The 20,937-nt window shown below is 60.9% G+C and carries 23 protein-coding genes; 13 read left to right on the top strand and 10 right to left on the bottom strand.

The features are described 5' to 3' along the window. Positions 1–26 precede the first annotated feature (26 nt). The 3 genes from BLR92_RS20105 to BLR92_RS19285 are packed head-to-tail and all read left to right on the top strand — an operon-like array spanning position 27 to position 1,729. On the top strand, positions 27–461 hold the full coding sequence (locus tag BLR92_RS20105) for an MBL fold metallo-hydrolase (protein WP_089730915.1): 435 nt from the start codon (positions 27–29) through the stop codon (positions 459–461). Then, a complete protein-coding gene (locus tag BLR92_RS19290; protein ID WP_139171628.1) occupies positions 458–733 on the top strand; it encodes a hypothetical protein in 276 nt (91 codons plus the stop codon). The genes BLR92_RS20105 and BLR92_RS19290 overlap by 4 nt, the downstream gene beginning before the upstream one ends. 54 nt (positions 734–787) lie before the next feature. Continuing rightward, entirely contained in the window at positions 788–1,729 is a 942-nt protein-coding gene (locus tag BLR92_RS19285) for a DUF808 domain-containing protein (protein ID WP_175488859.1), read from the top strand. 27 nt (positions 1,730–1,756) lie between these two features. On the opposite strand, the gene BLR92_RS19280 is transcribed toward BLR92_RS19285, so the two are convergent. From BLR92_RS19280 to BLR92_RS20035, 3 genes are all read right to left on the bottom strand, one after another. Continuing rightward, positions 1,757–2,311: an NADPH-dependent FMN reductase gene (locus BLR92_RS19280; protein ID WP_089730912.1), complete on the bottom strand. Its 555-nt coding sequence runs from the start codon at positions 2,309–2,311 to the stop codon at positions 1,757–1,759. A gap of 100 nt (positions 2,312–2,411) precedes the next feature. Beyond that, positions 2,412–2,771 carry an antibiotic biosynthesis monooxygenase family protein gene (locus BLR92_RS19275; protein ID WP_089730911.1) on the bottom strand — a complete coding sequence of 120 codons (360 nt, stop codon included), beginning with the start codon at positions 2,769–2,771 and terminating at the stop codon, positions 2,412–2,414. Between the two features lie 17 nt (positions 2,772–2,788). After that, a complete protein-coding gene (locus tag BLR92_RS20035) occupies positions 2,789–4,213 on the bottom strand; it encodes a cytochrome P450 (protein ID WP_245704281.1) in 1,425 nt (474 codons plus the stop codon). Between BLR92_RS20035 and BLR92_RS19265 the strand changes: the two genes are divergently transcribed. Continuing rightward, positions 4,110–4,754, top strand: a complete 645-nt coding sequence (locus tag BLR92_RS19265) for an ArsR/SmtB family transcription factor (protein ID WP_340148228.1) — start codon at positions 4,110–4,112, stop codon at positions 4,752–4,754. The two genes, BLR92_RS20035 and BLR92_RS19265, sit on opposite strands and share 104 nt — an antisense overlap. A gap of 7 nt (positions 4,755–4,761) precedes the next feature. On the opposite strand, the gene BLR92_RS19260 is transcribed toward BLR92_RS19265, so the two are convergent. Then, on the bottom strand, positions 4,762–6,324 hold the full coding sequence (locus tag BLR92_RS19260; protein ID WP_175488858.1) for an alpha/beta fold hydrolase: 1,563 nt from the start codon (positions 6,322–6,324) through the stop codon (positions 4,762–4,764). A 174-nt stretch (positions 6,325–6,498) separates the two neighbouring features. Further along, the gene (locus tag BLR92_RS19255) at positions 6,499–6,978 is read right to left on the bottom strand and encodes an Lrp/AsnC family transcriptional regulator (protein WP_089730909.1); all 480 of its coding nucleotides are present in this window, start codon (positions 6,976–6,978) and stop codon (positions 6,499–6,501) included. A gap of 111 nt (positions 6,979–7,089) precedes the next feature. Between BLR92_RS19255 and BLR92_RS19250 the strand changes: the two genes are divergently transcribed. The 3 genes from BLR92_RS19250 (at position 7,090) to BLR92_RS19240 (ending at position 10,654) form a co-directional block, all read left to right on the top strand. Further along, positions 7,090–7,971, top strand: a complete 882-nt coding sequence (locus tag BLR92_RS19250; RefSeq protein WP_089730908.1) for an EamA family transporter — start codon at positions 7,090–7,092, stop codon at positions 7,969–7,971. Between the two features lie 154 nt (positions 7,972–8,125). Continuing rightward, the gene (locus tag BLR92_RS19245) at positions 8,126–9,679 is read left to right on the top strand and encodes a winged helix-turn-helix domain-containing protein (protein WP_089730907.1); all 1,554 of its coding nucleotides are present in this window, start codon (positions 8,126–8,128) and stop codon (positions 9,677–9,679) included. 138 nt (positions 9,680–9,817) lie between these two features. Next, positions 9,818–10,654, top strand: a complete 837-nt coding sequence (locus tag BLR92_RS19240) for a class I SAM-dependent methyltransferase (protein WP_089730906.1) — start codon at positions 9,818–9,820, stop codon at positions 10,652–10,654. 144 nt (positions 10,655–10,798) lie between these two features. On the opposite strand, the gene BLR92_RS19235 is transcribed toward BLR92_RS19240, so the two are convergent. Continuing rightward, on the bottom strand, positions 10,799–11,197 hold the full coding sequence (locus tag BLR92_RS19235) for a GFA family protein (protein ID WP_089730934.1): 399 nt from the start codon (positions 11,195–11,197) through the stop codon (positions 10,799–10,801). A 136-nt stretch (positions 11,198–11,333) separates the two neighbouring features. Between BLR92_RS19235 and BLR92_RS19230 the strand changes: the two genes are divergently transcribed. Together BLR92_RS19230 and BLR92_RS19225 are read left to right on the top strand one after the other, a co-directional pair. Beyond that, complete coding sequence (locus BLR92_RS19230; protein ID WP_217636619.1) at positions 11,334–11,819, top strand: cupin domain-containing protein; 486 nt, start codon at positions 11,334–11,336, stop codon at positions 11,817–11,819. A gap of 30 nt (positions 11,820–11,849) precedes the next feature. Next, a complete protein-coding gene (locus BLR92_RS19225) occupies positions 11,850–12,338 on the top strand; it encodes a nucleoside deaminase (RefSeq protein WP_089730904.1) in 489 nt (162 codons plus the stop codon). 43 nt (positions 12,339–12,381) lie between these two features. On the opposite strand, the gene BLR92_RS19220 is transcribed toward BLR92_RS19225, so the two are convergent. Continuing rightward, positions 12,382–13,278, bottom strand: coding sequence for a LysR family transcriptional regulator (locus tag BLR92_RS19220; protein WP_089730903.1), 897 nt, complete (start codon positions 13,276–13,278; stop codon positions 12,382–12,384). A 174-nt stretch (positions 13,279–13,452) separates the two neighbouring features. Here BLR92_RS19220 and bla point away from each other — a divergent pair, with 174 nt between their 5' ends. Next, positions 13,453–14,343 (top strand): class A beta-lactamase, encoded by an 891-nt coding sequence (gene bla / locus BLR92_RS19215; protein WP_370659237.1) that lies wholly within the window; start codon positions 13,453–13,455, stop codon positions 14,341–14,343. 65 nt (positions 14,344–14,408) lie between these two features. Here bla and BLR92_RS19210 read toward each other — a convergent pair whose 3' ends face one another. Next, positions 14,409–15,299, bottom strand: coding sequence for a LysR family transcriptional regulator (locus tag BLR92_RS19210; RefSeq protein ID WP_089730901.1), 891 nt, complete (start codon positions 15,297–15,299; stop codon positions 14,409–14,411). A gap of 108 nt (positions 15,300–15,407) precedes the next feature. Between BLR92_RS19210 and BLR92_RS19205 the strand changes: the two genes are divergently transcribed. Further along, entirely contained in the window at positions 15,408–16,358 is a 951-nt protein-coding gene (locus BLR92_RS19205; protein ID WP_245704278.1) for a DMT family transporter, read from the top strand. A gap of 119 nt (positions 16,359–16,477) precedes the next feature. Continuing rightward, the gene (locus BLR92_RS19200; protein ID WP_089730900.1) at positions 16,478–17,119 is read left to right on the top strand and encodes an NAD(P)-dependent oxidoreductase; all 642 of its coding nucleotides are present in this window, start codon (positions 16,478–16,480) and stop codon (positions 17,117–17,119) included. A gap of 368 nt (positions 17,120–17,487) precedes the next feature. Here the strand turns inward: BLR92_RS19200 and BLR92_RS19195 are convergent, their stop codons facing one another. Together BLR92_RS19195 and BLR92_RS19190 are read right to left on the bottom strand one after the other, a co-directional pair. Next, entirely contained in the window at positions 17,488–18,261 is a 774-nt protein-coding gene (locus tag BLR92_RS19195; RefSeq protein ID WP_089730899.1) for a glucose 1-dehydrogenase, read from the bottom strand. Positions 18,262–18,264: 3 nt separating this feature from the next. Further along, the gene (locus tag BLR92_RS19190; RefSeq protein WP_089730898.1) at positions 18,265–19,608 is read right to left on the bottom strand and encodes a serine hydrolase domain-containing protein; all 1,344 of its coding nucleotides are present in this window, start codon (positions 19,606–19,608) and stop codon (positions 18,265–18,267) included. 475 nt (positions 19,609–20,083) lie between these two features. On the opposite strand from BLR92_RS19190, the gene BLR92_RS19185 reads away from it, so the two are divergent. After that, positions 20,084–20,937, top strand: a protein-coding gene (locus tag BLR92_RS19185) for an IS5 family transposase (protein WP_175488723.1) whose coding sequence is annotated in 2 segments (ribosomal slippage) — positions 20,084–20,426 and positions 20,426–20,937 — 855 coding nt in all. Because the reading frame shifts where the segments join, the coding sequence is not laid out codon by codon here.

Genomic DNA, 20,937 nt, shown 5'->3' with positions numbered 1-20,937 from the left:
CGGTCACCCACAGGTGAAGGTCATTTATGGAAATCATCTTTTTGGGGACCTCCGCTGGGGTGCCGACGCAAGCGCGCAACGTCTCGGCGACCGCGGTCAAGAAGCGCAATGCCAAGGGCTGGTATTTGGTCGATTGCGGCGAGGGCACGCAGCAGCGGGTGCTGCATACGAAACTGTCCCTCAACAGGCTGGAAGCCATTCTCATCACCCACACGCATGGCGATCACTGCTACGGCTTGCCCGGTCTATTAGCCAGTGCTTCGATGGCCGGCCGGGAACGCTCGTTGACGATCGCAGCGCCACGCCCTGGATCGGTGATATCGAGTGCGAGGCTCGGGGTCACTATCAGGGCAATCTATTCCTCGCCAACGATTTCGACACCTACCAGCTTTCGCGCGAGGGCGCGCTGCACAAGCTATAGGCAGTGCAGTGAGCGCCTTTCGCCCAGGAGTTCGCCGTGAGTTCATCGACCAGTGTGTGGAACATGACGCTCGCCGCCTTTCGTGACGCCATCGAGCCGCGCTCGACGCCGGGTTGCGGGGCCGCAGCGGCAGCCTCGACCGGCTTCGGCCTGGCGCTGGTGCTCAAGGGTTTGCGAATCAGCGAATCCAAACGGCGCAACGACGAGGGTGCGGCACTAATCGGCCGGGCGGATGCATTGCTAAAGATGCTGCGTGACGATGCCGATGATCGCGAAATGCGCTGGCTCGATCGACAGGCCGGCTCACTTTAGCCGGCTTTTATGCTTAACTGACCACGCCCAACATTACCGTAGAGGATGACCGCTTTGGCCGGAGCCAGCTTATTGACCCTGATCGATGACATCACCCTGATCCTCGACGACGTATCGGTGATGACCAAGGTGGCGATGAAAAAGACCGCCGGCGTGCTTGGCGATGATCTTGCCCTGAATGCCCAGCAGGTCACCGGGGTCAACGCGGATCGCGAATTGCCGGTGGTTTGGGCGGTCGCCAGGGGGTCGTTGCTCAACAAGCTGATTCTGGTGCCGGCGGCGCTGGTGATCAGCGCGTTCGCTCCGTGGGCGGTGACACCGCTATTGATGCTGGGTGGAGCCTTTCTTTGCTATGAAGGCTTCGAAAAGCTCGCCCACCGCTTTCTGCATAGCAAAAGCGACGACGAGCGCGCTCACGCCGAGGCAGTGCGCGCCCTGAACGATCCCGATGTCGATGTGGTGGCGTTCGAGAAGGACAAGATCAAAGGCGCCGTGCGCACCGATTTCATCCTCTCGGCGGAAATCATCGCCATTACGCTGGGCACCGTGGCCGGGGCCAGCTTCTCCCAGCAGGTCATCGTGCTGTCCGGCATCGCGCTTATCATGACCGTCGGCGTTTATGGCCTGGTTGCCGGCATCGTCAAGCTGGATGACTTGGGTCTCTATCTGAGCAATAAGGCCTCGTCCATCGCGCGTGGTATCGGCAGCGGCATCGTCAGTACCGCGCCCTATCTGATGAAAAGCCTTTCGGTGATCGGTACCGCCGCCATGTTCATGGTTGGCGGCGGCATTCTCACTCACGGCATTCCCCTCGTGCACCACCTCGTTGAAGATCTCGCCCATGCCAGTGGCGGCGTGCCGGGCATCGGCGTGATTCTGCCATCGCTGAGCGCGACGCTATTCAATGCCGTGTTCGGCATCCTGGCCGGCGCGCTGGTGCTGGGTGGCGTCAAGCTCTTCGGGGTGCTCAAGAAGACGCTCACCTCGACCTCGTGAGGCGGCAGGCGGGCGACGCGGAGCCGCTCAGTCTGTTTGCCTGGCAATCCATCGGGAATAGCCGTCGAGAAATGTCTGCAGGAACCCTTGGCAGCGCTCGGTGGGTTGGCCTCGGTCATCGAATAGGTCGAAGGCCTGGCTCAGGTACACCTCGGGCTTGGGCATGCACACGACGTTGAGGTTGACCAGTGTCTGGCGCAGGTGATGGTTGGCGCCGAAGCCGCCCTGCATCGACGGCGAGGCACTGATCACGGCGCCCGGTTTGCCGTTCCAGACGTTATCCGTGGGTGGGCGGGTGCCGATATCCAAGGCATTCTTCATTGCCGCCGGCATCGAGCGGTTGTGTTCGGGGGTGACGAAGATATAGCCGTCGGCGGCGCGAATCCGGTCGCGGAACACGTCATAGGGAGCCGGGGGATCCTCGTCGTAGTCCTGGTTGTAGAGCGGCAGGTCGCCGATCTCGACGATCTCCATGGCCAAGTGGCCCGGGGCCAGGGCGACCAGGGCATTGGCCGCCTTGCGATTGACCGAATCCCGTCTCAGGCTACCGATGATGACCGCGATGCGCTGCGTCTGGCTCATGGTGTGTCACTCCTGCTGGCATGGGTGTAGTGGCTAACTATAGAAGCTCCCGCCGGTTAGGGGGCCTGGTGCTATAACAGTAGCGCGTGATTGCCCTGGTCTAATGTCGCGGCTTGCCATCGTGAGCCTCACGGCTATCGGCCGGCGCCTGTTCGCGCTCGTCGAGGCCGTAGTCGCGTATGACACCGGCGATTCTCAGGCGGTAATCGTCGAAGACGCTGGCGCGGCCTTCCGCCTGTGCCGCGCGGTGTGCTTCCAGGCAGCGCCACTGCGCGATAGCGTCTTCATCCCGCCAGAAAGACAGCGACAACAGTTTCTCCGGCTCGGCCAGGCTCTGGAAGCGCTCGATGGAGATGAAACCGTCGATTTCCGCGAGTCGTGGTTTCAATGCGGCGGCGATATCCAGATAGCGCTGGCGTTGTCCTCGGGATGGCCAAACTTCGAATATGACGGCGATCATGGTCGTTTCCTCACTCGTTAGCGGTTATGAAACACCGGGATGCGCCCGTTCGCTGAAAGCCGGTATCGCCAATCCCAACGCTCGACAGGCATGTCGGGAAGCAGCGGCAACAACGATCGTAAGGCGGCAGTGGCGATAGTGATGGCCAGGGCGCGCCCAGGGCAGACATGGCGACCATGGCCAAAGCCGAAGGTACGCCGTTCCTGGCGCGCGATGATGAACTCGTCGGGATCGTCGTTGGCCGAGGGGTCGCGGTTCGCCGATGCTAGCAGGACCAGGATCGCATCGCCTGTTTCCAGTTCGGCGTCACCCAGCCTTAGTGGCCGGGCCACGAAGCGACGCGTGTTTTGCACCGGCGGGTCGAAGCGGCCGACCTCGGCGATCATCGCCTCCACGAGCGCGGGCCGATGACGCAGTTCATCCCGCAACTCGGGCCGGTGGTGTAATGCGATGAGCGCATTGCCGATTAGCCCGGCAGTGGCTTCATAGGTCTGCGATAGAAGCCCGAAAAGATTGGCAAGAATGGCGCCCTGGTCGACCCAGCCTCGCTCGGCGGCACCTTGGCGCACGCGCTGAATAACCGGGGTTTCGGAGCCCGAGCCACCGCAAAACAGATTTTGACATTCCCGCATGAGCCGATGCGCGGCGTCATGCGAGGACTCGATCTGCCGTGCATCGCTCAATGGCGACAGGCAAGCGATGAAGTCGCCCGTCCAGGCGGCGATTTCTGGAAGCCGATACGCCGGAAAGCCCAGTAGCGTGGCGATGACCGAGACGGGAAGTTCGAATAGCCATCGGGAAAGACCGTCTGCCGTTCGAAGATCATGCTCCAGCCGGTCGATTTGAGCGTGGCTTTGGCGCGTTACCTCGTCCGGCGCGATACGGCTGAGTGCCTCGTGCATCGTGAGTTTCGGGCAGCGATGACGTTCGCCTTCGTTCATTCGCATCAAGCGCGCAAAGACCTCGCCCGCCGGCGCGCCCGCTATTGCCCTGGGGACCGGCTCTCGCGCCGGTCTTACCCGGCAGTCGGGATGATCGAGCACCGTCGTGACCGATGCGGCTGTGCTGGCGATCCACAGCCCGATACGCGAATCGAACGCAAGCCCCGAGCCTTCACGCAGACGTGCATAATAGGGATAAGGGTCCGGATACATGACCGCCTGGATGGGGTCGATCGGTTCACTGTTCATCGGCGTTGGCTCTGGCGTTCTGGTGTCTGCTACTATCCACAATAATCGACCGCAATGATTCGATAGGCATCGAAATATGCTTGTAGACGATTCCGACTCCGCCGTTTCCAGCGTGGCCGCCGCCATCGCCGAGCCGGCGAGAACCCGAATGCTGTGCTGCTTGATGGATGGGCATGCACGCACCAGCACCGAGTTGGCGATCGTCGCCGATGTCAGCCCCTCGACCGCGAGCGCGCATTTGGCTCGACTCAAGGAACAACGCCTGGTGACCCTGCATGTTCAAGGGCGGCACAGGTACTACAGCCTGGCGGGAAAATGGGTGGCACAGGCGCTGGAAGCCTTGATGGTGGTCGCGGGCCGCTCTCCATCGCGCTTCGTGCCAAATACGCCTGATCGGTTGCAACATGCGCGAACCTGTTATGACCATATGGCTGGTAGCCTGGGTGTCTCGTTGCACGATCGACTGATCGAGCTTGGCTGGTTAGCCATGCCAGGGGAGGAAAGTCAGGACCACGAACTCACGCAATCGGGTGAGCGAGCCTTGGCGGATTTCGGTATCGATCTCGACGCGGCACGCAAACTCAGGCGCCGCTTCGCCTATCCCTGCATGGACTGGAGCATGCGCCGTCCGCACCTGGCCGGCGCCTTGGGTGCCGCGCTGTTCGAACTGGCGCAGCGCCGGCAATGGGTGCGCCAGGATTTGGACAGCCGGGCATTGACGCTGACCGCGTCGGGGCAGAAGGCATTGCGCGCGAAGTTCGGCGTCGTTTTGGAGGCTCCTGAATCGCTCTGATGGTGCTTCATTCCAGCTTCCAGGGCTCCAGCGGCACCTCGTGCTTGCAACTCTTGTCCACCTTGGCCCGGGGATCGTCGAGAAAGGCATCGATCATCGTCGAGCGGCACTCGGTGACGGGGCTATGCCCCATGGCTTGAAACTCGACGAACTGAAGATTCGGCATGGTCTGTGCCAGTTTCTCGCTCCAGCGCGTGCCGCAGCACGGGTCCATCTGGCCATGAATCGCCAGGGCCGGTTTCTTCGATTCGAGCGGGTCGCTATGCCTTGGCGGCACATCGCCGTCGCTACCCCACCAGGCGCATAGCCAGGGCGGTTCGAAGCCGAGGATGGCGGGCTCGCGCTTGACCGCCGCGATAGAATCCTCGGGCCTGGGGCGGTTGCTACCCATGTCGTTGCAGACGTGGGCCAGGAAATAGCCCAGCGCGTAGTTGGGCGCCTGCGGCTTGGGGTCGTACTGGTCGATGCGGAAGAACTCGTCGAGCGATGAATAGTCGTCGTTGCGCACCTTGGCGATCAGGCTCGGTAGCTTGGCGTAGTCGTCGGCGAGGGTCAGGTAGAGGGTATCCAGAAAGGCCGCGCCATCGAAGTACAGCGTCTTTTCGCTGCCGTCGGCTTCCTGCACGGTGGCGATGAACGGCCTGTCATCGAGCGCCCGGCGGGTGCGGTCGATGGCCAGGAACCAGGCGGGCAGCAAGTCTCGGCACTCTTCACTGTTCGCCGTGCACAGGGCCAGTGCATCGGTGAAGGTCTGTTTGGCGGTGTAGAACTCATCCACGGGCGAGCGGTTGCGCAGGCTGGTGAACCACGGCCAGCCGAGAATCGCCGCGCGCACGCTGTCGGGGTGGTAGCGGATATAGGACAGCACCGTGCCGCTGCCGGTCGAGGAGCCGTACGCATCGATGAGGTCATAACCGAGCAGCCGGCGAATCTCGTCGACATCCCGCGATACCGCGTACTGATTGTACTGAGCCACGCCAATGCCTTCTTCCTTCAGCTTGCGGTAACAGTCGGCTACCGCCCCGGTAATGGTATCCAGGCGCTGCATCGGGTCCAGCGAGGATGAGATGGCCGGCGTATGGATGATGTTGTGGTAGGGCGAAACCGCGGCATAGGCGGGGCATTTCAGCGCCGGCTTGGCATGGATGAAGCCGCGATGGTCCATCACTACCAGCGTGCGTTCGCCGATGTCCTCGCGCAGTTGATCGAGGTACTCGCGATTGCCGATCACCGAGTAGCCGGGCCCGCCGGGAAAGAACACCACCGGAGGCTCGTCGACATTGCTTTGCGCGTTCGTCGCCGCTTCCGGTTCGATCACCGCCACCGGCAATTCGATGATGGTGCCGTTCGGCGCATCCCAATTCTCTTCGCCGTAAAAGGTGTAGCACTGCGCCTGCAACGCCTTCAGTGCCTGGGTCGCACATGTCGACGATTCCAGGCGCGGTACGTCGCCCGATGCCTGAGTCTGCGCATGAGCCGAGGTGGTTATGAGGGCTGCGAACAGCAGCGGGGTCGCGAGCGCGACCGTCAGCGCGCGGCAGAGGGATGGACGCTCGCAAGAGAGTCTCATGGCCAGTCACCTTGCGGTGTCGTTATTGGGCTCGAAAGAGCGTGCTTCCTCTCAAGCTAGTGCCGTGGAGCTGGGGGTCAAGGCCAGCCGTGATAGCTGAGATATGCGGATGTCCGTGCAACCAGCAAGAGGCAGCGCGTCGGTTCGCGCAGCGCTCATTGCGTAGCGTGACGTTCATGTTTCGCACTGTCTGATGATAGCAGGCAGCCGACGTGCAACCGGCGAGGATTGAATGATCGACGTGTTGGTCATGGCGAAAGGGATTATCTCGTCGATCAAGGCCTCGAGTTCCTCGACGGAGCGGACATGCGCACGCGCCAGAAAGCAATCTTCCCCCGTCACCCGGTCGCATTCGACGATTGCCGGCAGGCCGCGAAGAACCTCTACCACCTTTTGCAGCTGGCCGGGAATGGGCCGGATACGCAGCCACGCAGATAATGGCAAGCCCAGCGCCACCGGATTGATCTGTAGCGTATAGCCACCGATGATGCCGGCCTCCTCGAGCCGCTTGATGCGCTCGGACACGCTCGGCGACGACAATCCGACCTGGCGCGCCAGCGTGGCCAGGCTGACGCGAGCGTTATCGCTCAGCGCGTTGAGAATCTGCTGGTCGATGCTATCTAGTGATCCGTTTTCGTAACGAATGCGTTTCATGTAAAAAACCTTGGTATTGAATAAATAAACAAGCGTATCGCCAAATCCTAGTTATGTTAATGTGCTTTTCTTCCTTTCATCATAAGACAATAAAAGAGAGGAGGGTAGCGCATGCCAGCGATTCACCGAGTGACATTTACCCAGGCCGCGCAAGCCGTGCCCCCGCATGCCTGGTTCGGCGTCAGCGCCATCTTTCACTACCTGGGGCCGTCGTTCGCGGTGCTGTTGTTTCCCTCGATTGGCGTGCTGGGCATCGCCTGGATGCGCATCGCCTCGGCTGCCGCGATCTTCGCCCCCTGGACGCATCCCTGGAAAACGCTGCGCGACGCCGACAGGCAGACCCGCTGGCTACTGGTCGGGCTCGGGGCCTGCCTGGCGGTGATGAATACCTCCTTCTATCTGGCGCTCGACCGGTTGCCGATGGGACTGGTCGCGGCTATCGAGTTCGTCGGCACGATTGGCATTGCGCTGTATGGGCTGAGAACCGGGCGTAACTTCCTGGCGCTAGCGCTGGCCGTTATCGGTGTGTTTCTGCTGATCGACGTGAAGTGGTCGAGCGACCCCATCGGCTTGTTCTGGGCTTTTCTCAACGGCGCCCTGTTCGTCGGTTACGTCGGCCTGGGGCACAAGATATCCGAGCGCGGCGCGAGTGGTGGCGTCGAGCGCCTGGGGGCGGCGATGGCGATCGCCTTTGTCTTCGTCATGCCCATCGGTCTGTGGGAGGCGGCGCAGGCCTTCGGGGCCTGGGAGCTGGTGCTGGCGGGCATCGCGGTGGGTTTCTGTTCGTCGGTAGTGCCGTATGTCTGCGATCAACTGGCGATGTCGCGTCTGCCACGAGCAAGCTTCGCGCTACTGCTGGCATTGCTGCCGGCCAGCGCGACGCTTATCGGCGTGATCGTCCTGGCGCAGATACCCAGCCCGCAGGATATCGCCGGGATACTGCTCGTCATGCTCGGAGTGGCCGTTCATAAACCGGCTTCATTGCCGGGATGAGCGCCGGGCAATAGCCTCTGACGGATGCGGAGTGGAATGTACCCATGGATATCAATTGAAGGTTGAAAGTGCGTGAGGCGCGCCGGACGTCTGCTACTCTGGAGATATCCACGCTCCCGGACAGGGACAGCCACCCCTAGCGGCGGAACCAGCAATGATCCTGCGGTTTGACGCCTTTGAACTCGACATGGAACGCTACGAACTGCGCCAGCATGGTGCAGTGAAGCGCATCGAGCCGATGGTGTTCGACCTGCTCGTGTTTTTCGCCAGGCATCCTCATCGAGTCTTCACCCGCGATGAGTTGATCGACACTGTGTGGACAGGGCGTTTCGTCTCCGACGCCACGGTCGCATCATGCGTGAAAAGTGCACGCAAGGCACTCGGCGATAGCGGCGCGACCCAGACCTACCTGCAGACCGTGCGTGGACGCGGTTTTCGTTTTGCCTGCGACATCACCCAGGATGAGGAACCAGGCCATGGCAAGGTACGAACCAGAGCCGTCCCGGTATCCGCCGCCGACGGCGACATGGACCCGTCGCTGCTCGTGCTGCCCTTTCGCCCCTTGTCGGAAAGCTCCGACATCACTCGGTTCGCCGACGCTCTCGCGGCCGATCTAACGACGGTCCTGACGCGTATTCCCCTGTTGCGCCTGAGCACCCAAAGCGAGCATTACCGTGGCTTGCTGATCACGCCGAGCGTCCGCGAGATCCACGAAGCGCTAGGGGTGGATTACGTTCTGGAGGGCGGCCTGCAGGCCTGGGAGGATACCGTGCGCATCACTGCGCAATTGGCCGATGCGAGAGCGGGCTTTTGCTTGTGGGCGGAGCAGTTCACCCTCACGGGCCCACTTGGCTCCCTGCTGGACGATGCCGTGATCGCGATCATCGCTAAGCTGGAGCCACAATTGCATCGCGCCATCTACCAACGGGTGTGCGCCCAGGATGGCGAACACTCCGCACGCCAGCTGTATCTGGAGGCCAGTGGGCTGCTGGCACTACAGGGCTGGCGTCACGACTCCTTCACCGTCGCTGCCGACCTGCTGCGGCGCAGTTGGCAGTGCGACCCGCAATTCGCCCTGGCGGCGTCCCATCTCTCGCTGGTGCGCGGGCTGGGGCATCGCTTTTGCGTGCTGCCCGATGCTGCCGCCGCCCGCCAGGAGGCCCTAGAGGCTGCCGAGCGCTCCCTGCAGCTGGACAACATGGACTCGACCGTGCTCGGCTACTCCGGTTGTGCGTTGGCCGATATCGGCCAGGTCGAACGCGCCTTGCCAATCCTCAAGCAGGCCATTGTTCTCAACCCAGCCAACGCCCAGGCCTGGGCGGCGCTGGGTTCCGCCTGTCTGGTCGACAACCGCGTGAACGAGGCGATCACCCACCTACGTCACGGCATCCGGATCAGTCCGCTGGATAGCCGCCTGTCAGTGTGGGGTGCAGTACTGGCGATGGCGCTGATCCTCGCCAAGGACATCGATGCAGCCAAGCGCGAGGCTGAGAAAGCCTGCCAGAGCGATGACCGTTGTTACTTGCCGCGTGTCGTCCTGGGTGCGGTGCATCAGCTGTGCGGGAACTCCGAGTTTGCCCGCAAGGCGCTTGGCGATGCCTATCGCATCCACCCCACGCTATCGGCGCAGCAGGTCTCCGCACTGGTTGGCGTGAAACTCGGCCAGGCGCTACTCAGAGCCGGCGCGAATCAGCCGCTTTCCCCCTGATCTCTCCCGCGAATCCCCCGACAATCCCCATTCTCCCTGCAAGCCCACTGCGTCGCTGCGGCTTACGCTGATTCCTGCCGGGTCGGGTTTGTGAACCTCACGACCGGCGACTATTACCTAATTGGCGAGGACTTAGACGTGACAGATGCAACCACACTCCACACACCATCAACCGCCCCGGATTACGCGGCGATCAAGACCAGGCAACAGGCGGTATGGAGCGCCGGCGACTACGCGCGCATTGGCGTGACCCTGCAGATCGTCGGCGAACAGCTCTGCGAAGCCATGGATCTGCGCTCGGGCCAGACGGTGCTCGACGTCGCCGCCGGCAACGGCAATGCCTCGCTCGCGGCGGCGCGGCGCTTCTGCAAGGTCGTCTCGACCGACTATGTCGATGCGCTGCTCGCCAATTCCGCCCGGCGCGCCGAGGCGGAGGGGCTGGCCATCGACTACCAGCAGGCCGATGCCGAGAACCTGCCGTTCCCGGAGGCGACTTTCGACAACGTGGTCTCCACCTACGGGGTCATGTTCACGCCCGACCAAGCGCAGGCCGCGGCGGAACTGATCCGCGTGTGCAAACCGGGCGGCAAGATTGGCCTTGCCAACTGGACGCCGCAGGGCTTCATCGGCCAGTTGTTCAAAACCATTGGCCGATACATGCCGCCGCCGGCGGGAGTGAAGCCACCTTCTGCCTGGGGAACACAGGCCTTCCTTGAGGAATGCTTCGGTCCCCATACGACGAAGATCGGCGTCACGTCCAGGCAATTTGTCTTCCGCTACCAGTCGCCGCAGCACTGGCTGGATATGTTCAGGACCTACTACGGGCCAACGTTGAAGCTTTTCGAAGCGTTGGATGACGGCGCCCGGCAGGCGTTGCGCACGGATATTCTCGCCCTGATCGACTCGCTCAATCGTGCCACTGACGGCACTATGGTGGTGCCCTCGGAGTATCTGGAAGTCGTCATCACCCGCTAGTCGGGCAATGGACCCGACGTTCGGGTGTCTTACTTTCATGGCAGAGTGGAGGATCAGTCGACCAGTATCGCAGCCGGGAGTATCGCCGAGGTGCGCGCTCCCGGCTTTCCGTTGGCGCTGAATGACGGCTGGCAGGAGCCGGTTTTAATCCGACTCGCCATATTGCGGCAAATCGTCGGTGATCTCGTACCAGGGCGCCTTGCTGTTCACGTAGACGTGCCGTTGCGGCTTAACGCCAGGGTCGGTATCCAGGGTGCCCAGCGGAAAGCCCAACTCATCGGGTTTGGTATCGAACTCCGTGTAAAGACTCGAGCCGCAATTAGCACAGAAGACTTTGTACTCACCTGGCGATGACTCATAGCGCTTGAGCGATTCTGCGCCGCGCACGAGGCGAAAATCCCGTGTTCTGAGCGTTGCCCGTGTCCGAAACGCCGCCGCGTGAAGCTTGCGACACATCGAGCAGTGGCAATGGACCACATCGCTTAGTGGCCCATCGATCGCGTAGGCGACCTGGCCGCAAAGACAGCTTCCAGTGTGGTGCATCAAGAACCTCCCAGCGATGGTGATAGGGCGAAAGGCCATCCGACCGGCCGACGTGAGTATGTCATGCTAGCCTGACCACCTACCGTTCCGCGAGGCCGTCCATTCGTTCCTATTTGTTTGAATCCTGGAGATGCTCATGTCCCCCGTAATCAGTCTGTCGCAGCTCATTCTCGAACATTGGCGGCAGGGCAGCCGGTACGCATCGGCGGATACCTCCTTCGCCGGCCAGCTTGGTCTCTCCGACATAGGTGCCAGCTACAATGAAGTGCCGGCCGGGAAGTCGGGTTGTCCCTTCCACAATCATCAGGTGGTGGAGGAGATGTTCTTGATTCTCGAAGGCGAGGGCGAGTATCGCTTCGGAGAGGCAACCTATCCGGTCAAGGCGGGCGACGTACTTGGCGCTCCGGCGGGCGGGGCGCAAACTGCCCATCAGTTATTGAACACCGGCACCGGGCCGCTCAAATACCTGGGCATTTCCAGCGTGGCACGTGGGGAGGTGGTCGAGTACCCGGACTCCGGCAAGTTCCTGGTATCCAGCCACACGCCGGATGGCCGCCGTACACGCTTCGTTGGCCGATCGACCGACGAGGTCGATTATTGGGATGACGAACCGGGTGCTTGAGTTACAACGGATATGACAAGGGAAAACACCATGATCAACGATACCGACATGATTCACCTGCGCCGCTGCGTGGAACTCGCCAGTGAGGCGCTCGAGGCCGGCGACGAACCCTTCGGTAGCGTGCTCGTCGGCGCCGATGGCACGCTTCTCGCCGAGGATCGCAACCGCATCGCCGGCGGCGACTCCACCCGCCACCCGGAGTTCTTCCTCGCGCGCTGGGCCGCCGAGCACATGGCGCCCGAGGAACGCGCCGTCGCCACCGTCTACACTTCCGGCGAGCATTGCCCGATGTGCGCCGCCGCGCACGGCTGGGTGGGGCTGGGGCGCATCGTCTACGTCAGTTCCACCGAGCAACTCACGGCCTGGCTGGCCGAGCTGGGCGTCGCGCCGCCGCCGGTGCGCCCGCTACCGATCCAGGAGATTGCGCCCGGTGTCACAGTGGAAGGGCCGGTTGCCGGGCTCGATGCGCAGGTGCGGGAGTTACATATGAGGCTGCATGACAAGTCCGGTATGTCTTAACGCCCAATGATATAGGCCCGGTCCGGTCAGAAACTGCCATTGGCTAGCTTTTTGCTTCTGGGAACTCATCCTTGATAACAGACAATAACCAGGCTTGAAAAGTGTCCATGGCGGGCGTCGGTGAACGTGATTTGAGGCGTGTGAGCCAATAACTGCCCATTGACGTGTAGATGTCGAAAGGCTGCTTGATGGCCCCGGTGGAAAGTTGGCGGGAAAACATCAGCGGGGGTGAAAGCGCGACGCCCGCCCCCTGAAGGGCGGCTTCCATCATCGCCAGCGACGAATCGAAAACGATTCCTTTCAAGAGCGGTGCAGGGCAAGCAATACCTGCATTAGTAAACCAGCTAGTCCACTCGTCTTCCCGGTAGGAGCGCAGCAGGGTCTGATTCATCAAGTCCGCCGGTTCACGCAGTTCATCGGCAATTTTCGGGATGCACAGCACCGAAAGCGGCGCCTCGAACAGGCGCACGGCCTCAATGCTGTGCCAGGCACCATTGCCAAACCGAATGGTGTAGTCCAGGCCTTCAGCCGCCATGTCGACACGGTTATTGTTGGTCGAAAGACGGACATCGATAAACGGATGTGTCTCCTGGAATTCCGTCAAGCGCGGCAATAGCCAGCCGACGGCGAACGTGCCCACGGCACCGATCATCAGCACTTCTCGAACTTGCCCGCCCTCCAAACGCTCGAATATGTCCGCCATGCGATCGAAGGAATCGCGCAATACCGGCAACAGGGCTTCCCCTTCCGGGGTGATCATCAGCCCGCGAGGCAAGCGCTTGAAAAGCACGACGTTCAGCCGACTCTCCAGAACCTTGACCTGATGGCTGACGGCAGCCTGCGTGACGCTCAATTCAATGGCCGCACGGGTGAAGCTCAAATGCCGCGCCGAGGCTTCAAAGGCGCGCAGCGCTTTGAGGGGGAGATAGGGTCTGACCATATATGCCCAAATTTAATTGATGGCACCTGCAAAATATCATCGTTTGTCGCGCTGGCTAATTCTTAATATTTTCTTCTCAGTTCGCCGACCGGAGCGCATTGGAAGCCTATTTCTCAGGTCGCCACGATAGAAGTACGAACCCATTAACATGATCTGGAGGGTAACGTGAAATTGATACTGACGCGGCGTAGGTTTGCAGTCATGGTCGGTGCATTGCTCGCTGGAAGTCTGATTGCATATTCCAGCATCGCCTCGGCGACGAATAAAACCGGCAAAGGATTGCTCGAGAAACTGGTCGAAATAGAAGAAAGGCTCGATGCTCGAATCGGTGTCGCTGTTCTCGATATTCAGACGGGGCGCCGCTGGGAGTACCGCGCTGACGAGCGCTTCCCCATGACCAGCACCTTCAAGGCGCTCGCCTGCGGGGCCGTGCTGGCGCGGGTCGATGCCGGCCAGGAAGACCTCGACCGACGCATCCGCATCGAAGCCAGTGATATCGTGACCTATTCGCCCGTCACCGAGAACCATGTCGGTGAAGAAATGACGCTCGGCGAACTCTGCAAGGCCACTATCACCACCAGCGACAACACCGCCGGCAACCTCATTCTGGAAACTCTTGACGGGCCTTCCGGTGTTACCGAATTCGCACGATCCCTTGGGGATTCCATGACCCGCCTCGACCGCTGGGAAACCGAGCTCAACGAGGCGACGCCTGGCGACCCACGCGACACGACGACACCGAACGCGATGACTGCCAACCTGCATAAGCTGGTGCTTGGGGACACCCTTTCCCAGCAATCGCGCGACCAGCTCACGACTTGGCTCGTTGCCAACAAGACCGGTGACGAGAAGCTGCGTGCGGGCCTACCGAACGACTGGCGCGTCGGAGACAAAACGGGTGGGGGTAATCACGGAACGACGAACGATGTGGCCGTGATCTGGCCGCCTGGTCGCGAGCCGCTGATCGTGAGCGTCTATATAACGCAGACAAAAGCCTCCGTCGATGAGCGCAATGCCGCCATCGCTGACATCGGTCGAGCAATACACAGGGAGTTAACTGATTAAGCCATTTTGAGAAATGCGGCTTGGGGTAAAGAATAGAGCCTCGTCGCCACCGAGGATGAATCCGGCTAACCATTGCCCAACTCGGCGTCGAGAAAATCGAGAAACGCGCGCACTTTCGCGACGACATGGCGCCTTGACGGGTAGACGGCATAGACGCCGGTTTCCACGCTCGACCAGTCGTCGAGTACCGTGCGCAGGCGCCCCTGTTCGATATCCTCGCGCACGTAGAGCCAGGGGATCAGGCTCAATCCGAAGCCGGCGCACAAGGCGTCGCGCACGGCCAGGCTAGAGGTCACCTTGTAGCGGCCATCGACGGGGACGCTTACCGAGCGCCCGGCGGCGTTGAATTCCCACTCACTGGCATGGCCCGACAGGGTGAACTGCACGCAATCGTGATCGCGCAAGTCATCGGGCGTTGCGGGGATTCCGCGGCGCTCGAAGTAGGCCGGCGCGCCGCAGACGACGTGCGTCAAGGACATGAGCTTTCTGGCGATCAGGCTGGAATCCTCGAGCTTGTCGCTACCTCGGATGGCGATGTCATAGCCGTCCCTGACGATATCCACCCGGCGGTCGTCCAGGTGAAGGTCGATGGACAGCTCCGGGTAGCGGCTCAGGAATTTCGGTATCGCGGTGGACAGGCAAGTCAGCGTCAGAGTCATCGGCGCGCTGATGCGCAACAGGCCGCGTGCCGTTTGCTGCAGAGGGCCGAGGGAACCGTCCGCTTCCTCGAGGTCGTCGAGAATCCGCACGACGCGCGCGTAGTAGAGGGCGCCGGCCTCGGTCAGGCTCATGCGACGGGTGGTGCGATGCAGCAGTCGCACGTTGAGGTGCGCTTCCAGTTCGCTGATGTTCTTGCTGATCGCGGGCGGGGAAAGGCCGAGGTGCCGCCCCGCTCCAGCAAAACTCCCCAGCTCGACAACCTGGCGGAAGACTTTCAATGCGGTCAGGTGGTCCATTTATTAATCACTTCCAGTAACCAATCCATAAAATGGATTGAATATTATAATCTCTAGTGCCCGTAATTAGAATGACTCCCGTGGCCGACACATGGGAGAGCAACGCTAATGAATACCCCTCGGATTATCGCGACGCAGGACATGACGCGCGCGCACCTGGGCATGCTGGTGTGGGCCCTGATCGTCGGGTTGTCCTTCCCGGCGGTGGGATTGATGAGCGAAGGGTTGCCACCACTGTTGCTGACCGCGATGCGTTTCGCCATCGCCGCGCTGGCGATATGGCCGCTGGTGCGCCGCGAGCCGGGTCGCTGGCCGAGCCTGCCGGGACTCGCGCTGTACGCCTTCATGGGGCTGTGCCTGGCCGGGTTCTTCGGCACCATGTTCTGGGCCGCGCACCGCGTCACCGCGCTGTCGATGGCCACGCTCTACGTCAGCGTGCCGCTGCTGGCCTATTGCCTGGGCAGAGGGTTCGGCGTGGAGCGGCCTGCCGGTCGCATGCTGGGCACTCTGTTGCTGGGCGCGCTCGGTGCGCTGGGGCTGGCCTGGGCGCAGACCGGGGGCCGGCTCGATGACTTACGGCTCGGCATCGGCGAGGCGGTGTACTTCGTCGGTTGCCTGGCCTCGGCGCTTTATCCGGTGCTGAGCAAGTGGGGCCTGAACCAGGGCTGGTTGTCGCAGCGGGCTTCTCTGCGCACCTTCTGGAGCCTGCTGACGGGTGGCGCACTGATCGGTCTGCTGGGGCTGATCTGGGAGTCGCCTCATGCACTGGCCGGCATGACGCTCTCCGATGTGCTGGTACTGAGCTACCTGGGCGTGTTCTCCAGTGGCGTGACGTTCTGGCTGCTGCAGCGGGCCACCGCCGTGCTCACGCCGGGCGCGGCGACGGCCTATACCTACCTGGTCCCGTTCGTCTCGATGCTGTTGCTGCTCATCGACCAGCCGCAGCGGGTCGGTTGGCACTGGCTACCGGGCAGCCTGCTGGTCGTGGTGGCGATCGCCATGCTGCTGCGTCGCGATGCCACCCGGCACGACGATTCGCGGCGGACGGAAGCCGCTTAGCAAAGCCCGCTGGACCCGAGCGAATCCTATCTCATTGCTGACTGGGCAAGCGTTATTGCCATAACCCGGCATGCTACGGCGTGCCTTATCAAACCCACTGGAACGAAAAGGAACCAATCATGCGCATTACCGTCTTTGGCGCCGCCGGAAACATGGGAAGCCGCATCGTGGCCGAGGCACTGTCTCGCGGCCATGAGGTCAGCGCCGTCCTGCGCGACCCAACCCGCTCCCACGAACTGCTCGCCGCAGCCACCATCCGCGTCGGCGATGCTGCGAACGCCGAGAGCGTGGCCGAGCTGAGCGCCGGCCAGGATGTCGTGATCGGTGCCACCCGCCCGGCGCCGGGCAATGAAGGCGAGCACGCCATGACTGCAAAAGCGCTGCTGGCCGGAGTCACCCAGGCCGGGGTGCGGTTGCTGCTGGTCGGTGGCGCCGGCGGCCTGAGCGTGCCCGGTACTGCGGGTACCCTCGTGGCCGACGATCCGAATTTCGTCCCTCCTGCCTGGCGGGACATCGCACGGGCATGCGTGGATCAGTTCGAGGCTTGCCGCGCCGATACCCAGGCGGACTGGACCTACCTGAGCCCGCCCGCACTGCTGGCGCCGGGCGAACGCAGTGGCCACTTTCGGCTGGGTGGCGACGAACTGCTCGTCGACGGCGAAGGTAACTCGGCGATCTCCATGGAAGACCTGGCGGTCGCGCTAATCGACGAGGCCGAGCGGCCCAGGCATCGGCGGGCACGCTTCACCGCCGCATATTGACCGTGAGGTAGGAGTTGCCAGGCTTAACGCCTGCCGGCTAAGAGGTGAAACACATCAATTGTAATAAGCTGCCACAATGATGCGGCATTCTGCCAAGAGAACCATCGATGAGTACTACAGGCGTTCGCCTGGATCATGAGCTGGTCGAGAAGGCCAGCAAGAAGCGAGATTTGGGCAGAGCCATTCGAGCTGATCGACGACCCTTTGCTCGGTGAGTAGAAGAAGGGCGACTTGGCGTTTCTCCGCATTTTGGCGTTCGGGCGGCGGTGAGCTTCACCGTAGCCCGCCCGGCAACGTCATCCAGTTCAATCCCGCGGAAGTGCATGACGGGCAGCCGGGCGGGGGACGCAGTGGTTCCCTAGCAAGGCTTAATCCAGCGTTTGTACGCCACCGCCGTTGACGAACAGCACCTGCCCGCTGACCCAGCCTGATACAGGGGCGGCGAAGAAGAGAACGGCGCCGGCGATATCTTCGGGTTCACCCAAACGCTTAATCGGAGTATGCGCGAGCATCCGCTCCTCGATTTCGGGTGTCACGACCGTAGCCAGTGCTCCGGTTCTCACGGCCCCAGGCCCAACCGCATTGATGCGAATTTCCGGACCATAGTCGTGAGCCAGATTCGCGGTCATGTGGTTGATGGCGGCCTTGGAGGCAGCGTAAGCGCTGATGGCGGGACTTTTGTTGATCGAGCTCATCGAAGACATATTGATGATCGAACCATAACCGGCGTTCTTCATGTGCGGCGCGCACAGTTGTGCCAGGCGCCACGCGCTGAACACGTTAATTTGGAAGGGTTTCTCGAATTGTTCCACCGAAATGTCAAACGGGCTTTCCTTGCCGGCGCCACCTCCCCCGGCATTGTTGACGAGTATGTGAGGGCCGCCCAGTTCGGCGACCGTTTGCTCCACCAGATGGACCAGGTTTTCATCTTTCAGCACGTTGCATTCAGCCGCCAACGCCTTGCCGCCGTTTGAAGCGATCTCATCGACAACTTTCTTGGCATCCGCTGCTTTCAGGTCGGCAACCACCACGGCAGCGCCGTAATCGGCGAGCATCCGGGCGCATGCTTTGCCGATACCGTTACCGCCACCGGTTACGATGGCGACCTTGCCACTCAGGTCAAATAGAGATTGGGTGTCCATGCCTTATTTACCTCCCTTCAAATAGTCTGCCACGGCTTGGTAGGCGGGTAACGAGATCGGATCGTTGGCGCTGTTCGCAGCGACGGGATGCGACGCAAAGCGGACAATCACCATATTGGCCGTGGGGTCGATGTAGATCGTCTGCCCGTGCACGCCGCGAGCGGCAAAGGCACCGTCTGCATTGTGGGTGATCCACCACATGTTACGGTAAGACCACCCTTTGAGCTTGGGGTGGCCGGATTTCTTGAAGGCTTCCTGGCTACCGCCCTGGCGGATATCGGCCACTGCCTCTTGGGGAATGATCTGCTCGCCGTGCCACCGACCCTCGTTGAGGATAAGCTGGCCGAACCGCGCCATGTCCCGCAGGCCGGCACTCAAGCCGCCACCGGAAAAGGGAATGCCGTGGGCATCGACCTGGTAATAGGCCGACTGCTCCATTCCCAGCTTGCTCCAGATGCGATCGGAAAGCAGTTGATTGACCGACTTTCCCGTTACGCGCGAAATAATCCAGCCCAATGCATCTGCGTTAATGGTTCGATAACCAAATGCCTCGCCGTGAGTGCCGTTTTTCTCCACCGTTTGCAAGTATTCGAAATAACCGACCGGGCCGTCATATCCTTGGAGCCTGGTATACGGGTTGGCGGCTTTTGAGTAGATCCAAATTTCGGAATTGGGGTCGGAATAGTCTTCGTCATATTTCAGCGCGGTGGTCATATCCATGACTTGCCGCACCGTCGCATCGCCAAAGCCAGACTCCTCGAGTTCCGGGATAATGCTGCCCACTTTGGCTTGAGGATTCAGTTTTCCCTCGGCCACCAGAATGGATGCCAGTGTGCCGGTAAACGATTTGGTCACCGACATCGCCGCGTGCTGGCCTTCCTCTGTCAGGCACCCAAAATAGTGCTCATAAACGACCTCGCCGTCGTGCAAGACGAGAATGCCATCCGTATAGGTTTTCTGGAGTGTCTGTTCCAAGGTCATGGTCGTATCAGCACCCCAGGGCTTGAAGGTTATATCGCTGATCTGTTCATCAATGGCATATTCAAAGGGTGTCATGGGTTTCAGGTCGCGCGACACCGGTATCGTCGGCATGAACTGGCGCATGTGGCACACGCTGTAACGCAGGGCCGGGAACTGGAAGAAATCGGGAGAGCCGATTTTTAAAAGCCGGTCGTCGGGCGGCGGAAAACCCTGCATCCAACCCATTTCTATCGGGTCGCTTTCCTGCGCGGAGAGAGGTTGGTCTTGTGTTTGGGCTAGGGCAGGGGTGGAAAGAACGCTTGCAGCGAGAACAATGGATTTGCAAAGAGTCAGTGCAGTGTGGTGTCGATTAACTTTCGTTAGCATAGGTGGTGCCTCTAAGTTCTTATGCCAATATGTGGTGAGGTTTCTTGCTATCGACGGCTACGCTGCTTATACAATAAGGTCGCGAACAGTCACAGAAATGATTAGGCCGTTCGTTGGTTAATTGACTTTAAGGTGACAAAAAAATTCAGCCGATAAACGAGAAATCATGCTCATCATTACCCTATGAATATTCTGAAGATAAAGCATAGGTTGGTAGCTTAACACGGAAAGTGTGTGGGCAGAACTTTCAAAAGTCTCTCTGCGTGTTGCTAGCCGTCATCCAACACCCCTTGATTGCTCATTGGCGTTAGCGTTTTCCACTGAACTAAACCAATTTTTTTGCATGGGCAACCCCAGTGTAGACGAGTTCCCGTAATGAGGGCCGAGAAGTAGTGCAGAGACATGCGCCCACTAGGCTTTGTCTGAAAAGTAGGTTCTGCTAATTTTTGCTATGTGACATCGGCATAGGTGCAATATGGCAGGACGCTACGAAATTACCGACTATGGTTGGTCCCTGATCGAAGACATTGTCTCGCCACCCCAGGTGATGGGCCGGCCCCGCCGGGATGACCGCCAAATGCTCAACGGGATCTTCTGGATCCTGTGCTCCGGCGCGAAATGGCGAGACCTCCCCGAACGGTATGGCCCCTGGAAGACCGTCTATCAGCGCTTTCGCCAGTGGCGAGACGACGGCACCTTCGACGCCTTGCTGTCACGCTTGCATCTTGAGCTGCGTGAAGATGGTCTGATGAATTTGGATACCTGGATGATCGATTCTACCGCTATCCGGGCAACCCGCGCCGCCTCGGGAGGTGGCAAAAAGGGGGATCAGGCGAACCCGTAGACCATGCGCTGGGCCGCAGCCGTGGCGGCCTGACCACCAAGCTCCATATGGTCTGCGATCGGAATGGCTATCCTCTGTCCTTCGTGTTGTCGCCCGGCCATCATGCTGATTCGAGCTATTTCATTCCCACGATGGAGACCATTCGATTGCCGAGCCCTCAGGGGCGGCCAAGGAAGCGTTGCCAACATATCGTGGCCGATAAGGGGTACGACAGTGATGCGCTGCGGCGCTACTGTGATCGGTATCGCATGCGTCCCACGATTGCTTATCGTCGGATGCATCGTAAGCCCCGACCAGGACTGCCGAGGATATTCGACAAGGTCAAATACCGGCAGCGCAACGTGATCGAGCGCTGCTTTGGCTGGCTGAAGGAGATCCGGCGGCTGTGCACGCGATACGACAAGTTGGCGAGCAGCTTCAGGGCAATGGTATGCCTGGCGTGCATAGTTCGTTGCTTGCGCGCTGACTTTTCAGACAAAGCCTAG

Source organism: Modicisalibacter muralis, from assembly GCF_900102945.1.
Taxonomy (GTDB): domain Bacteria; phylum Pseudomonadota; class Gammaproteobacteria; order Pseudomonadales; family Halomonadaceae; genus Modicisalibacter; species Modicisalibacter muralis.
The sequence above is the reverse complement of the archived record's forward strand: the minus strand, read 5'-3'. Positions and strand labels throughout refer to the sequence as shown.

What these genes read in the sequence shown, in the direction of transcription:
- BLR92_RS19200 (WP_089730900.1), top strand. Translation starts at nt 16,478, where the DNA reads ATGCGCATTACCGTCTTTGGCGCCGCCGGAAACATGGGAAGCCGCATC.
- BLR92_RS19265 (WP_340148228.1), top strand. Translation starts at nt 4,110, where the DNA reads ATGCTGTGCTGCTTGATGGATGGGCATGCACGCACCAGCACCGAGTTG.
- BLR92_RS19195 (WP_089730899.1), bottom strand. Translation starts at nt 18,261, where the DNA reads ATGGACACCCAATCTCTATTTGACCTGAGTGGCAAGGTCGCCATCGTA.
- BLR92_RS19190 (WP_089730898.1), bottom strand. Translation starts at nt 19,608, where the DNA reads ATGCTAACGAAAGTTAATCGACACCACACTGCACTGACTCTTTGCAAA.
- BLR92_RS19280 (WP_089730912.1), bottom strand. Translation starts at nt 2,311, where the DNA reads ATGAGCCAGACGCAGCGCATCGCGGTCATCATCGGTAGCCTGAGACGG.
- BLR92_RS19245 (WP_089730907.1), top strand. Translation starts at nt 8,126, where the DNA reads ATGATCCTGCGGTTTGACGCCTTTGAACTCGACATGGAACGCTACGAA.
- BLR92_RS19260 (WP_175488858.1), bottom strand. Translation starts at nt 6,324, where the DNA reads ATGAGACTCTCTTGCGAGCGTCCATCCCTCTGCCGCGCGCTGACGGTC.
- BLR92_RS19220 (WP_089730903.1), bottom strand. Translation starts at nt 13,278, where the DNA reads ATGGTCAGACCCTATCTCCCCCTCAAAGCGCTGCGCGCCTTTGAAGCC.
- BLR92_RS19275 (WP_089730911.1), bottom strand. Translation starts at nt 2,771, where the DNA reads ATGATCGCCGTCATATTCGAAGTTTGGCCATCCCGAGGACAACGCCAG.
- BLR92_RS20105 (WP_089730915.1), top strand. Translation starts at nt 27, where the DNA reads ATGGAAATCATCTTTTTGGGGACCTCCGCTGGGGTGCCGACGCAAGCG.
- BLR92_RS19210 (WP_089730901.1), bottom strand. Translation starts at nt 15,299, where the DNA reads ATGGACCACCTGACCGCATTGAAAGTCTTCCGCCAGGTTGTCGAGCTG.
- BLR92_RS19230 (WP_217636619.1), top strand. Translation starts at nt 11,334, where the DNA reads ATGTCCCCCGTAATCAGTCTGTCGCAGCTCATTCTCGAACATTGGCGG.
- BLR92_RS19235 (WP_089730934.1), bottom strand. Translation starts at nt 11,197, where the DNA reads ATGCACCACACTGGAAGCTGTCTTTGCGGCCAGGTCGCCTACGCGATC.
- BLR92_RS19205 (WP_245704278.1), top strand. Translation starts at nt 15,408, where the DNA reads ATGAATACCCCTCGGATTATCGCGACGCAGGACATGACGCGCGCGCAC.
- BLR92_RS19255 (WP_089730909.1), bottom strand. Translation starts at nt 6,978, where the DNA reads ATGAAACGCATTCGTTACGAAAACGGATCACTAGATAGCATCGACCAG.
- BLR92_RS19225 (WP_089730904.1), top strand. Translation starts at nt 11,850, where the DNA reads ATGATCAACGATACCGACATGATTCACCTGCGCCGCTGCGTGGAACTC.
- BLR92_RS19250 (WP_089730908.1), top strand. Translation starts at nt 7,090, where the DNA reads ATGCCAGCGATTCACCGAGTGACATTTACCCAGGCCGCGCAAGCCGTG.